General features: G+C 30.2%; 10 protein-coding genes. All 10 read right to left on the bottom strand.

All coding sequences use genetic code 11. The features are described from left to right. Positions 1 to 4: 4 nt before the first annotated feature. The 10 genes from AACQ14_RS05230 to mutS all read right to left on the bottom strand — a co-directional run bounded on the left by AACQ14_RS05230 (position 5) and on the right by mutS (position 15332). Positions 5 to 2692 (bottom strand): VWA domain-containing protein, encoded by a 2688-nt coding sequence (locus AACQ14_RS05230; RefSeq protein ID WP_339362519.1) that lies wholly within the window; start codon positions 2690 to 2692, stop codon positions 5 to 7. A 119-nt stretch (positions 2693 to 2811) separates the two neighbouring features. Further along, positions 2812 to 4617 (bottom strand): vWA domain-containing protein, encoded by a 1806-nt coding sequence (locus AACQ14_RS05225; RefSeq protein ID WP_339362518.1) that lies wholly within the window; start codon positions 4615 to 4617, stop codon positions 2812 to 2814. 43 nt (positions 4618 to 4660) lie between these two features. Further along, the gene (locus AACQ14_RS05220; protein WP_339362517.1) at positions 4661 to 5527 is read right to left on the bottom strand and encodes a DUF58 domain-containing protein; all 867 of its coding nucleotides are present in this window, start codon (positions 5525 to 5527) and stop codon (positions 4661 to 4663) included. Positions 5528 to 5543: 16 nt separating this feature from the next. Continuing rightward, complete coding sequence (locus tag AACQ14_RS05215) at positions 5544 to 6527, bottom strand: AAA family ATPase (RefSeq protein ID WP_339362516.1); 984 nt, start codon at positions 6525 to 6527, stop codon at positions 5544 to 5546. 347 nt (positions 6528 to 6874) lie between these two features. Further along, positions 6875 to 7822 (bottom strand): N-acetylmuramoyl-L-alanine amidase family protein, encoded by a 948-nt coding sequence (locus tag AACQ14_RS05210; protein WP_339362515.1) that lies wholly within the window; start codon positions 7820 to 7822, stop codon positions 6875 to 6877. A gap of 174 nt (positions 7823 to 7996) precedes the next feature. Beyond that, positions 7997 to 9286: a methionine gamma-lyase family protein gene (locus AACQ14_RS05205; protein ID WP_339362514.1), complete on the bottom strand. Its 1290-nt coding sequence runs from the start codon at positions 9284 to 9286 to the stop codon at positions 7997 to 7999. A 14-nt stretch (positions 9287 to 9300) separates the two neighbouring features. Then, entirely contained in the window at positions 9301 to 9528 is a 228-nt protein-coding gene (gene hfq, locus AACQ14_RS05200) for an RNA chaperone Hfq (RefSeq protein ID WP_113674896.1), read from the bottom strand. Between the two features lie 141 nt (positions 9529 to 9669). Next, complete coding sequence (miaA, locus tag AACQ14_RS05195; protein WP_339362513.1) at positions 9670 to 10623, bottom strand: tRNA (adenosine(37)-N6)-dimethylallyltransferase MiaA; 954 nt, start codon at positions 10621 to 10623, stop codon at positions 9670 to 9672. Between the two features lie 6 nt (positions 10624 to 10629). Beyond that, positions 10630 to 12633 carry a DNA mismatch repair endonuclease MutL gene (mutL, locus tag AACQ14_RS05190; protein ID WP_339362512.1) on the bottom strand — a complete coding sequence of 668 codons (2004 nt, stop codon included), beginning with the start codon at positions 12631 to 12633 and terminating at the stop codon, positions 10630 to 10632. 14 nt (positions 12634 to 12647) lie between these two features. Next, entirely contained in the window at positions 12648 to 15332 is a 2685-nt protein-coding gene (mutS, locus tag AACQ14_RS05185) for a DNA mismatch repair protein MutS (RefSeq protein ID WP_339362511.1), read from the bottom strand. Positions 15333 to 15375 lie beyond the last annotated feature (43 nt).

Here is a 15375-nt window from a genome sequence, read left to right as displayed (position 1 = left end):
TCCCTTATCGTTTCCTTTTGGTATTGCCAAGTAACTCTGAAGTATCCAGCAAGTTAGGTTTATTGTCTTTGTTTTTATTAGATTTGTTGGTTTTGTTATTTTTTGTTTTATCATTCTTCGTGTCTTTTTCATTCTTCATGTCTTTTTTATTCAATGATATCTCTTCATTTTTGCTGTTACTTTTATTATTTTCAATATTAGCTTTATCGGATTTATTTCCTTTTACCGTTTTATTATCCAGTAGGCTCATTAGTCTTTTAAAAGGTATAGCTATTTTATTAATTTTTGATGCAATATTGAATCTTCTCAGAGCTATATCAATAATCCATAGTATAAGTGCAATTATTAGTAAGATGTTAGATATGTTTTTGCTTGTTTTCACCTTATTATCAATTTCACTGAATACTTCATCAGGATCATTAATAATCTTACCTCCTATTTTTTCTACAAAATCCATGAAACTATTGTTATCTATCAATTTATATTCTTCTGAATAAGGTATAGTTATGCCACTTAAGCCAGTACCTACAATTTCATCGCCGTCTTTTTGAATTCCCTTCATCATGTAAGAACCTACTTCGTCTGGAATAAATTTTCCTTTATATACTCCCTTTCTAACTGGTTCTAGATTAACATTAACTAATTTATTGGATGGTGATTTCATTTGTACTGTTGAATCTAATAAATAATCTTTGTTAGAAGAATTAAGAGTAATATTCACTTCCCCATTTTCATAAGTACTATTAATCTCTATTGGTTCATCAGAATAATTTTCAATAGTATAATTGATAATATTCTGCCAGAAAACATTATTTTTATCCCAAGTATTATAAAGTGCACTCCACTCGCCTGACAAATCAGAACACCAAGCAGCTGTTCTACCCAGTCCATATTGCCAAACTGATAATATTGGATCATTTACAGGGCTAGATAGCAATACTGTCGCAGCATCCTTTGGTGAAGTACCAATATATCCTTGTAACTTGGGTAATCCTTCATCATAAATATCTGCTAGGATATTATGATAAGAGTTCATTATTGGTGTAAATGTTATATTGTTAAGATATGTCCTTGTTGCCATAAAAGCTTCTTTAGCAAATATTCTAGGTATATTCCTTCCATCTTTAGTAAAATAATTTCTTCCATTGCCAGAAGCAGCTAAATATGATAAAAGCTTAGTATCCGCTCCATCACCAACCCCTACTGTTGATAATGTAATTTTATTGCTATTCATATTATCAAGTAATGGTTCATATCCTATTTGTTCCGCTTGTCCATCGGTCAGCAAAACAATATGCTTTATCTCAGCCTTACTCTCACTTAACTTAGCATAAGCGTCTTGCAAAGCAGGTAATATAGATGTACCCCCACCTTCGTTGATGTTAAGGATACTTTCATTGATAGTATCTCTATCTTCAGCTTTTTGTAACTCGACTATCTCGTAAGGTTTATCATCAAATGCTATTACTCCAATTTGATCATTGTCTTCCAATACTAGGGCTGTTCGCATAGCAGCTTCTTTGGCAAGTCTTAGATTCCTACCAGACATACTACCTGATTTATCAATAACAAGCATCATTGCCATATTAGGTTTATCCTTTATACCACGCATATGCATGTTAACAGGTAATACGGTTTCAAGTGGAGTCTTATAGTAACCACCAAGTGCGTAAGAATTTTCACCACCAATAGTAACTAATCCTCCTCCGAAATCTTTAACATAGTATTCCATATTGTTCAAAAAATCTTCACTCAAATTATCTGCTGATACATTACATAGAATTATGCTCTTATATCTTAACATATTCTCTAAATTAACAGGTACTTGTACACTTTTGGTCTTATCATAGTTTAGTCCTATACTCTTAGTTATTTCCTCTATCTGTATGGCATCTTTTTCCTGATCATATACTATGAGTACTTTGGGGCTACTTTTAACAAATGTAAATGCTGAGTATGTATTATTAACTGTCAATCTATCATCTTCAGGTTCAATCAATAATTCATAACTGACAAATCCCATCTTTTTTGCTGTATCTTTCAACACATAATTATTGGAACCTTTTCTAAGATTAATATTGTCTGTAATAATTTTTTCACCATCAGCTATAACAGTTATCTTAGCATTAGTATGGGTAGTAGAAAATATATCCATGTTAATCTGAAATTGTTCACCAAGATTTACCTTTTGAGGAACATAAAAATTATCAATATATACCTCATTAGCAGCTTTTGATTCTAAGGTTTTCACTTTGATTTCAATTTCTTGATCTTTTATTGATTGAATTAATTTCTCTGTTTTTCCTTTGTTTTCTTTACCATCTGTTAATAAAACAATTCTTTTATTTGTGTCCCTTGGAATTAATGCTATACTTTTGAGCATACCCTGTTCAATGTCAGTATAAGACTTATTAACATCTGTTTCTAATATATCCGATGTAAAATCTTTAGTAATACTAACATCCAAAGAAGCATCTTTTCCAAATATTACCGAACCAACTCTATCGTTTTTTCCTTTATCTTTTATAGCATTTCTAATAAATTCTTTAATTTCTTCTTTATTCTCTGACACACTTTCGGATACATCTGATAAGAAAATTGTTGATGTTTCTTTTGATGTATTAACGATAGAAATATCAGCTAAAGATAATATTAAAAACAGTATTACTATACATCTAGTTACCGTAGTCAAATACTTTTTAAAATTATTGCTATAATAGTTTTTTGATATTCTAAATATTATAAACACCAATATTGGAAATAATAACAAAATCCATGTTCTTCCAAACTCTACCCTCATAAATTACACCTCTAGCCAATAACATATTTTTTCCATTCATATAACATAACAATTACAGCAAGAATGATAAACAGGCTCATGAAATCAGTCTTTTTACGGCTTCTAGTGACCATTTTATTTGATACATTATCATCAAGCTCATCTGAATACTCTTTAATAGTTGATTCTGAATCAGTATTATAATTTATAGTTATATAATCTGTCTTTTGTTCTTTTTCATTATTCTCTTGTATCAATTCATACACCCCTAATTCCTTAGTATCATCATAATAAGTTATAGGGAAATTTACATCCAATTCAGCTTTATTATTTTTCGGATCAGATATAAAAGCTTTTTCAGTAGTACTTAAAGGTTCAAAAGAAATATTTTCTCCTGCATGATAATTCTCATCAATCTGTACACCATTCCCTAATACATCTGCCAATAAATTATCTATAAGAACAGGGAAACTGATATTTAACGGAAAATCACTATTATGTAAATCAAAAGATATAATATTAAATTTTCTACCATTTTTATTACCAATTGCTATAATACTATCTTCACCAACATTAGCTATAGATTTTATATATTCATTAGGTAATATTTTTCTATAATCAGAAACAATAAATTTTTCATTGAATACATGTCTAGTAATATCTTCATCACTGAATGCTGCCATTCCACTACTGGTTTCAGCTTCAGTATCATATAATCCATCAACCTTTGGTATATTTAGGAACATTAAATTGCCTTCATCTGGAATTGAATCAGGTATTATACTATCATAAATATACAAATCATATTTTTCATTGTTAACACTAGAATTCTTAGTTTTATACAACTCGTATCTATTAGATGCTAAAATCGCTTTTTCCATAAAAATATTTTCTTCTGATATTAGAATGATTCTTTTTATCTCATTCTTATTCAATATATTAAATCTTTTATTATCTGCTGCAATTAAATCTTTTTCTTTTATTTGACCATATATATAATTGCCTTCACAGTTGATATTATCAAATAATATACTCTTGCTTTCATATGATTCTAAGTCTATCTCACTGCCTTTTAGCCATGTATCATTTTGGTCATATATGTCCAAATGTATTTTTACAGGCGTTTTATATCTATTAGTGACTTTTGCAAGAACTTCATATGAACCTTCTGAGAAGAAAGTTGATATATTGTCTATACTTACATTAGAACCTTCTGACTGAACTAAATAGTTGTGTACGTTATCATTATTATGAATCTCATCAGATATTATAGATATCTCATAATCCTCATAGCTCTTGGCTATTGAGAATATAAAATCTATGTTGTCATCTATTTTCATAGAACCATAGGTTGGATTAATATTGTTAATGGATTTTTTGATAGTATCTTTGGAAACAGCATTAGACACATTTATGTTAACATCGTTTCCAATAGTTATAATAGTCACTGGAGTACCATCTAATAATCCATCTATTTTTTCTTTTGCCATTTCCTTTGCATAATCTAATCTAGTTTCCCCATCTTTGTATTCTGCATTCATACTAGCACTTGTGTCTATGACAATGAGCTGTACATTGTTAGTTTCCTGTTTTTTATATAAATACGGATTAGCCAATGCTAATGTAATAATGATTATTACTATTATTTGTAATATCATTAGAATATTTTTTTTCAACTTTTGCCAGGGTGTATTTACTTCATCTTCCTTTGAAGCCAGTTCCCACAAAAAGATACTTGAAATTTCTTTTTGTTCAAAATTCTGCCTCAATATATACATCAAAATAACTAATGGAATCAGAAGTAAGCCCCATAAAGCATAAGGATTACTGAACCTCATATTAATTACACATCCTCTTTGTATTAAATATGATATAGATTTTCTATATCATAATAAAGGTACCTATTAAATCTTCCAAGATAATCTTTTCAATTGAATCTGTTGATTTAATATTAACATATGAAGCACCATATTTACTGCAAATATCGTTAATATTATTACTGAATCTTTTTACATTTTCTCTATATTTTTTAAGTAATCTTGGAGTTATTACGAGATTTTTTTCTTGCCCAGTTTCACTATCTACCATTTTTAGTTTTCCATCAATTCTTGGATTCATTTCTTCATCAGATAATATGTGTAAAACCAGTATCTGCTGCTTATTGAATGCTAAGAATTTTATAACATCTTCTATATTTTCATTAGTAAATAAATCAGAAATTATAATACTAATCCCGCTACCATTGAAATTCATTTTCTTTAGTCCTGCAAAACTCGTTTCATGGTTATTGAAATCAATATTTTCTAAGTAACTAATGTACTTCATGAAAGAGTTTTTACCTTGTCCAAGAAAAATGCCTGTTTCATTAGATATCAGGGGATTTATTAATACTTTATCTAAGTTATTGAGAGTTATATAAGTAAAAGCTGCTGCTAAACGAAGAGAGGTTATGTTTTTATTATTAAATGACATTGATTTGCTATTATCTATAAAAATCCTGAATACAGCTTCTTTCTCTTCCATAAATAATTTTATATATAGTTTTTTAAATCTCCCATAAGCATTCCAGTCTATTCTTCTGAAATCATCAGAAGGTACATATTCACGATAATCAGAGAATTCTACAGACATACCTTTAGCCTTTGATTTTCTGCTTCCTGCCAAACCATATGTTGCCATATTTTTTACGCTTATTGATAACTTTTCTAATTTATTCATAAAGTCCGATGTAAAAATTTGTTCGTTCATAATACTCCTCAGCTTCCTAAGCTTTTATTTCATTAATCAGCATTTTAATAAACTCATCGTTATTAATTCCATCACTGATTGCTTCAAAATTCAAGAAAATACGATGTCTAAGACAAGGAAGAGCAACATAATTAATATCGTCAAAAGATACATTGTATCTTCCTTCAAGTAGAGCATTTGCTTTAGCTGATTTTAGAATAGCTTGTGCTGCACGTGGACTTGCTCCAAATTTAAGATACTTCCTGGCTATTTCAGGTGAATCAGGTAATTCACTATGGGTTGCTACTACTAATCTTAATGCATATTCTTTAACATATTTCGCAACAGGTATATCATTTATTATTTTCCTCATGTTAAGTATATCACTACTTGATATTATTTTCTCTGGTTCATTACCTATACAGTCTACAGTTAAATCCATTATTCTGGATAATTCATCTAGATTAGGAAATTCTACTAATACTTTGAACATGAATCTATCTAATTGTGCTTCTGGCAAAGGATAAGTCCCTTCCATCTCAATTGGATTTTGTGTTGCAAGTACCATAAATGGCTGTGGTAATTCATAAGTATTGTTACCAACTGTTACTGTCATCTCCTGCATTGCCTCTAACATAGCTGATTGAGTCTTTGGTGTTGCCCTGTTAATTTCATCAGCTAATAATAAATTAGCGAATACAGGTCCTTTCTGATATTCAAAATGTCCTTTTCCATGATTATCTTCAACATACATATTAGTACCAACAACATCAGCTGGCATCAAATCAGGTGTAAATTGAATTCTTGAAAACGACAGATCCATAACCTTAGCTAAAGTCTTGACAAGTTGTGTTTTTCCAAGTCCCGGTACACCTTCCAGCAAAATATTTCCACCAGTCAGAACCCCTAGAAGAACTTGTCTAATTATATTTTCTTGTCCAATTATTCCTTTAGCTATTTCTTTTTCCACATTATGTACCTTAAGTTTACAATCCTTTATGGTACTTTCATTAACTTCCATTTTTTTACCTTCTTTCTAATATACTACCTTCAAATGTATATACTTACTAAAGTATCGTCAATAAATACATAATCTTATAATTGTATTTTAATTTTATAATTTATATATTATCTTTACTATATTTTTACTTATTTTAGCTAATTTTATAACAAATCATCTTAAATTCTACACGAATTAAATTAAGATTTTGCATAAATAACATTAAAATATGATTAAGATTTTGTTACGAAAAAACAAGGATAACCTTTATTCTATATAAGAATCAACGAAACATATCGCTTGTTTGTAAAGTCATCCTTGTTTTATGTATATATTAAACCAGTAATATTCTTATTAAATTGTATATTTTACATAGAGTATATTTCAGTTAAATATCCCATGATTCCCTCTGCTATTGACATTGCTGTATTTTCTAGAAATTCATTATCCAATAATCTTTTGGCATCTTCTTTATTAGTAGCATATCCCATTTCAAATAGTAAAGATGGCATTGTTGTTTGTCTAGTCACTTGATATGAACTTCTTCTTGGTTCCTTATGTACTCTTATTTTTTCTATTCCTGTTTTTTTAATGAACTCATCAGTTATTCTATTAGCGAATTTTTCTGCTTCTTCATTATATTTATCATCTTTTTCACAGTAATACAAATCATATCCATTAACGTTACTAGATTCTTCATAAGCATTTACATGTAATGATATAAATACATCAGCTTTACTTTCTTTAGCTAATCTTACTCTTTCGGTTAAGGATATTTTATATAGCTTATCTTCTTGCTTCTCATCATAATTTTCAGTTCTTGACATTACTACATCATAATCATTAGCTTCAAGAATCTCAACTACCCTTTTAGCTATTTTTAAAACGACTTCACTTTCTGTTAACTTAAATCCAAATTCTTCAGGTGCTTCTGTACCGGAATCAGAAAATCCATGACCAGGATCGATAAAAACTTTTCCCATACCGTTGTAGATAGATTTTTTATCAGCATTTGTTTTTTGATCAGTGGTTCCTTCTGCCACTTTGTTTTGTACAATAGGTTCTGACACTGGTTTCGTTTTTCTATGAAATATGGTAAAAAGAATGATTGGAACACTAATAATAAGTAATAATGCTACTCCCGCAATCAATCTCATTCTTTTCTTCTTTTGATTTCCCATATACACCTTTAACCAATGACGAACATTATTAGTACTAACACCTAATTTATAAGCTACTTCTTCTACAGTCATTTTTCTATCTATAATCAATTTTACATTATTTATTTTTACTTTATTATCAATTTTTCTTGCCATAGCTTTCATCCTATTTAATTATTTTTAACCCTCAAGGAAATGTGTCAAACGAAACGTCCCAATGTCATATTTTTTGTTTCAAAAAAACTTTTCAATTCGTTCAATATGTATGAAGACTACTTGATTGTAATCTAAAATATATAATAAAATTGAAAAGTCATGAGTTTGTTTATGTTACTTTAATGTTATACTTTTATTATCTATCATTTTCTGAAGCGCTGTCATTATACCGAATTTTGCATGATGCCATGATAGACCTCCTTGAAAAAACACTGTATAAGGTGGTTTTATAGGCGCATCAGCACTTAACTCAATGGAAGAACCTTGTACAAATGCTCCAGCTGCCATAATTACTTCTGAATCATATCCTGGCATATCCCATGGTTCAGGTGTCACAAAACTATCTACAGGTGCTGCCGCTTGAATTCCCTGACAAAATGCAATAATAGCTTCTGGCGAACCTAAATTGATAGCTTGTATAATATCATGTCTACTCTCTGTAGAATCAGGTATCACTTCATATCCAAGCTTTTCAAAAACATTAGCTGCGAATATTGCTCCCTTTAAAGCTCCAGCTACTATTTGTGGTGACATAAACAATCCTTGAAAAAATTGTTGATTAAGACCAAGGGTTGCTCCTATTTCTTTACCAAGTCCCGGTGCAGTCAATCTAACGGCACAATTCTCAATACAAGCTTCTTTACCCACAATATAACCTCCAATAGGTGCAAGTCCACCTCCTGGATTCTTGATTAAAGAACCTACTATCATATCAGCTCCTAGATCTGTAGGCTCGATTTTCTCAACGAACTCACCATAACAATTGTCAACCATACAGATAAGGTCACTGTTTATACTCTTAACAAAAGAGATAATCTCCCCTATTGTATCTACTGATAGGGTTGGTCTAGTATCGTAACCCTTAGACCTTTGTATGCTGATTAGTTTTGTATTATCATTTATAGCTTTCTTTATTCCTTCATAATCAATACTTCCATCTTCTAACATGTCTACTTGTCTGTAAGTAATACCATACTCTTTTAGAGAACCATTTGTTTCTCTTATACCAATAACTTCTTCAAGAGTATCATAAGGTTTACCGACAGGAGATAATATCTCATCACCTGGTCTTAGATTAGCAGATAGTGCTATAGTTAGTGCATGAGTACCAGAAATTAATTGTGGACGCACTAAAGCAGCTTCTGCATTAAATACAGAAGCATATACACTTTCTAATGTATCTCTCCCAAGATCATTATAACCATATCCAGTTGTTGCAGCAAAATGTACATCACTGACTCTATTCTCTCGCATAGCAGATAGTACTTTCAATTGATTGTATTCAGCAATTTCATCAACATGATTAAATCTATCTATTAAATTCTTTTCAATCTCGCTACAATAGTTATAAACTTCTTCTGAGATATTTTGCTTCTGATACATCTTCTGTAAAAAATCAGTCATTTATCTATACCTCTTTATTCTTCAACAGTTAAGGATACTTCTCTAGAAGGAATAACAGTCGATATTGCGTGTTTGTATATCATTTGTTGTTTACCTTCAGTCTCAAGAATTACTATAAAGTTATCAAATCCTTTTACTAGTCCTTTTAGTTGAAATCCATTTGTTAAATATACTACTACAGTTGTTTTGTCTTTTCTTACTTGATTTAAAAATAAATCTTGTAAATTAATTGGTTTACTCATTTAAACTCGCCCCCATTGATATCGTATTTTTTAAATTATATATATAATAAATTTTATTACTTTTTATTAATTAGAATAATTAATTTATATAATTTAACATCTTTAGTATTTGGTAATTATTTCATCTCACTTACTATTGTATTATATAATTCCTAATTCTTCAATATCTTTTAACATTTTATTTGAAATTAATTCTAAATTCATATTGTAATCATCTACATTCAACCATCTTACATTTTTTTCTCTCTTAAACCACGTAATCTGACGTTTTGCAAAATGTCTGGTATCACGTTTCAGAATGTAGATTGCTCTATCTAGGTCATATTCACCATTAAGATATCCATAGATCTCTTTATATCCTAATCCCTTCATGGATACTAAATCTTCACTATATCCCATTTCTTTTAATTTCTGTACTTCTTCTACTAATCCTTGTTCAATCATTATATTTACTCTTCTATCAATTCTTTCATATAATAGTTCTCTATCCATGCCAAGAACATAAAAGAGAAGGTTATAAGGTGATTCTTTCTTTGATTCTATTTCATTATGCAATGATATTGGTCTACCAGTTTCTTTATAATATTCCAAAGCCCTAATAACTCTTTTCAAGTTATTAGGATGAATTTTATTGTAGGATACGAGATCAATATCTTTTAGCTTATCATGTACATATTCATTACCTGAAAGAGCTGCTTCCTTTTGAAGTTCCTCCCTGTATGAATTATCTTTACAAGTATTTTCAAAATCAATGTCATATATGATTGACTGTATATAGAAACCTGTTCCCCCCACCATGATAGGAACTTTTTTATTTTGTGTAATTTCTTCTATACTTTTCTTAGCTGAATTCTGGAATATATTTATATTAAATTCCTCATCAGGTTCAAGTACATCTATTAAATGGTGTTTTATACCCTGAGTTTCTTCTTTTGTGACTTTTGCCGTTCCTATGTCCATATACTTATAAACTTGCATAGAATCAGCAGAGATTATTTCACCACCTATTTCCTTTGCCAGTTTAACCGATAAACTAGTCTTACCAACTGCTGTAGGTCCGGCTATAACAATTAAAGGTTTTCTCAATATATCCACTCCTAATTACTGTATTCTCTTGAATTTCTTTTCTAGTTCATATTTTGTCATAGAAATGATAGTTGGTCTCCCGTGTGGACATGTAAAAGGATTTTCTATTTCAAGAAGCTCATCAAATAATTTTTCATATTCTAGAACCGACAATTTATCATGAGCTTTTACAGCTGCTTTACATGCCATAGTTGCTATATCATTTCTTACTACATTGTATTTATCAGGATCATAATGTTCATTAAGACTATCTAATATCTCAATGAACTGATTAGAACTTAAGGACTTATTAAATATATAAGGTACACTTCTTATTGCATAAGCATCTTTACCGAATTCTTCTATTTCGAAACCTAAGTCTATGAATAATTGTTTATAATCCGCTATCAATTGTTTTTCTCTTATAGAAACATGAATAATTATTGGCTGCAAAAGACCTTGAGACATTATATCTGAGTTTTCCAGCTTATTCATTAAACGCTCATACAGCACTCTTTCGTGAGCTGCATGTTGGTCAATAATATAGAATTTGCTCTCAAATTCTACAATCCAATAAGTATTAAATAGCTGTCCTATTATCTTATAGTTCTTGACAGTTTTAGCATTAACACCCTTATCCTCAAATAACAAGGCTTGTTCAGCAACATATTTGGGTTTTGCTGATAATTCATTCTGTTTATTATCAGGTCTAGTCTTTGATTCATCTGTTACTTTTTTTATACTGTCATTACTAATAACTTTAGGTTGCTGAATTGATTTATTATCTATCAAATGTTTATCAGCTTGTTCCTGTTTCTCGTTGTTTATATTCTGGGATACTATTTTATTAGTTATCTCAGAATTTTTTCTGAAAGTATTTATAAGACTACTGCTATTAGCTTCATAATGATTAGTTTGCTCTTTTATTGAAGTTTTTTTCATTTCATTTAACCTATTTTTTTCAAAGGGTTCTGGAATAGCAGTATCTATCTTTATATTATCTTTTTTTATCTCTCTTTGTCCATTGTTCAATGATACCTCAGGAATAAGATCTACTTTCCTAAGCGCTTCGTAAATACCACTTTTAATTGCTTCATAGATAATGGATTCATTGTTGAATCTAACCTCCATCTTTGTTGGATGGACATTTACATCAATCAATTCTGGATTAATTGTTATATAGAATGCTGTAAATGGAAATCTATGGACGGTTAATTTAGTTTTATAACCTTCTTCTATTGCTTTCATAATGATTTTACTTTTTATATAACGACCATTTATATAATAATTCTCATAATTCCTGATTGCTCTGCTTATCTTTGGTTTTCCAATGAAACCGTTAATTTTGAATTGGTCATTATTAATTTCTATTGGAACGCTGTTTTTGACTATTTCCTTACCATAGATATTGAAAATACAATCCTTAAGAACATTATTTCCAGAAGTATGTAATTTTATAGTATTATTATATATAAATTTAAAAGATATACCTATGTTACCAAGGGCTAGTTTATTAATGAACTCACTAATATAAGCTCCCTCTGTTGCTGGCTTTTTAAGAAATTTTCTCCTAGCAGGAGTATTATAAAACAGATTCTTGATAATTATGGTTGTACCTTCAGGGCATCCTATTTCTTCCTTACTTACTTCCCTACCACCTTCTATTACGTATCTTATGCCTGTTATATCATCATATGTCTTAGTTATAACTTCAACTTGGGATACTGCAGCTATACTTGCAAGTGCTTCACCTCGAAATCCCAATGATGATACGGTTATTAAATCCTCTATGGACTTGATTTTACTAGTTGAATGTCTAATAAATGCAGTCTGAATATCTTCTTTTGATATTCCTTTACCATTATCTGTAATACGTATAAAAGATATTCCACCTTCTTTTATTTCAATTGTTATAGCACTTGCACCAGCATCAATAGAATTCTCAACCAACTCCTTTACAACCGAAGATGGTCTTTCTACTACTTCACCTGCTGCTATTTTATTGATAGTATTTTGGTCTAACAATCTTATTTCAGACATGATGACACTCCCTTCTAAGTCAAGGCTTTTTTATGCAATTCATATAATTTATTCAATGCATCCATTGGTGTCATTTCTACTATATTCAAACTTTTCAAGTCATCAATTAGTTCATTATAATTACCCATTACATCAAATAATCCTAATTGTACCGGTTCTGTTTTTTCTTCTTTTTCCTGTTCTAATGGAACTTCAATATTTATTTCTTCTTCCTTGACAGTTGCTATTTCTTCCACTGCATCTTTACACACGATCTTAGTATTTTTTGCAATATCTGCATTACTTAATTCAGATAATAGAACTTTAGCTCTGTCAATAACATCCAAAGGTACACCAGCAAGTTTCGCTACTTGTACACCATAACTATTGTCTGTGCTTCCTTTTATTATCTTACGCAAGAAGATTATATCATCGCCTTTTTCTTTTACGGAGATGCAATAATTCTGCACGCCGTCAACCTTGCCTTCTAATTCTGTAAGTTCATGATAATGAGTGGCAAATAATGTCTTGGCTCCAATTTTCTTTTTATTAACTATGTACTCAACTACAGACCATGCAATACTAAGACCATCAAAAGTACTTGTACCTCTACCTATTTCGTCAAGAATAAGTAAGCTGTTGCTAGTGGCATTTCTAAGTATATTAGCTACCTCTGTCATTTCTACCATAAAAGTACTTTGTCCAGAAGCCAAATCATCAGAAGCTCCTACTCTGGTGAAGATACGGTCTACTATTCCTATATGAGCTTCACCCGCTGGAACAAAACTGCCTATTTGCGCCATTAAGACAATAAGAGCAACCTGTCTCATATAAGTTGATTTTCCTGCCATATTTGGACCAGTGATAATGGAAAATCTACTATCCATTTTGTTGAGGTATGTATCATTTGCTATGAACATTTCATTGTTCATCATTTTTTCCACAACAGGATGACGTCCATCTTTGATATCAATGGCACCATCATTACTTAAAACAGGTCGTACATAATTATATTTTATAGCTACATCTGCTAGTGAGGTAATAACATCAAGGATAGCTACCTTATAAGCAGTATCTTTAATTCGGTCAACTTCTTTTGCTACTTTGTTTCTAAGTTCCACAAACAACTCATATTCAAGAGCAACTATTTTTTCTTCTGCTCCCATTATAGTATTTTCCATTTCTTTTAATTCTGGAGTTATGTATCTCTCTGAATTAGCTAACGTCTGTTTTCTTACATATCTATCTGGCACTAGATCCAGATAAGATTTTGTTACATCTATATAGTAACCGAATACTTTATTAAATTTAATTTTAAGGTTCTTAATGCCTGTCAATTCTTTTTCTTTTGCTTCTAATTCAGCGATCCATTGCTTACCTCTTGTACCTGCTTCTCTAAGTTTATCAACTTGTGGATGATAAGATTCTTTTATTATGCCTCCATCTTTTACAGATATAGGCGGGTCATTAATTATTCCTTTATCTATCAAATCATAAATATCTCTTAAGTCATCAAATGTATCTTTTATCTTGGTAATATAATCAGCATTACATTCGTTTAACAATTTCTTTATAAATGGCAGCATTTCCAGAGAGGTCTTGAAAGCTATTAAATCTCTACAATTAGCGGTTTTCAGACTTATTTTACTCATAAGTCTTTCCAAATCATATATAGGGTTCAAAAACTCTTTCAATTCTTCACTTATGATAGGTTTGTTTTTTAATTCTTCAACCCCATCAAGCCTATCTTCAATATTTGTTTTTGATAGTAAAGGCTGTTCAATCCATTTTCTAAGTAATCTGGAACCCATTGCAGTTTTAGTTTTATCAAGGACCCATAATAAAGAACCCCTACGTTCTTTTTCACGAAGTGTTTCCACTAATTCCAGGTTACGTTTTGATGATAAGTCAACCATCATATAGGAATCAGTAAGATATGGTATTAGTTTAGTTATATGGGATATATTGCTTTTTTGAGTTTTATATAAATACTCTAATAATGAACCAACAGCGCATACCCCTTGATTGAATTCTTTTATCCCTAAACCGTCTATAGTGCCAACTCCAAATTGCTCTTTAATATTGCCAACACATCTACCATAATCAAAATACCATTCTTCCTCTTCACTGATATAGACATGAAATCTATCTTTTAATTCTCTTATGAAATCTGCACAAACTATAATATCTTTATTACATATTATTTCAGTAGGATAAAATTTTCCTATCTCATCTATTAGTTTTCTTTTTTCATTTACTTCTGTTACAAGAAAATCTCCTGTTGTAATATCTACAAGAGCTACTCCGTAATTGTCTTTATTACCAAATATACTCATTAAGTAATTATTTTTGGATTCATCTAAAGATTGCATATTAAGGTTAGTACCTGGAGTGACTATCCTAACAACATCTCGTTTAACGATACCTTTTGCTTGTTTGGGATCTTCTACCTGTTCACATATAGCTACTTTATAACCTTTTTTTATTAATTTATTTATGTAGTTTTCAGATGAATGATGAGGGACACCACACATAGGAGCTCTATCAGCTTGTCCACAATCTCTACCTGTCAATGTAATTCCTAATTCTCTTGATGCTAATTTTGCATCTTCAAAAAACATCTCATAGAAATCACCTAATCTAAAAAATAATATACAATCTTCATATTGTTCCTTTAGATCCATATACTGCTGCATCATAGGTGATAGTTTATTCTTCATTAGTAACCTCTTTTCCTATAGTAATTTTTTATTGCATTATATA

The sequence above is a fragment of the Vallitalea maricola genome, assembly GCF_036985595.1.
Lineage (GTDB): Bacteria > Bacillota > Clostridia > Lachnospirales > Vallitaleaceae > Vallitalea > Vallitalea maricola.
The sequence above is the reverse complement of the archived record's forward strand: the minus strand, read 5'-3'. Positions and strand labels throughout refer to the sequence as shown.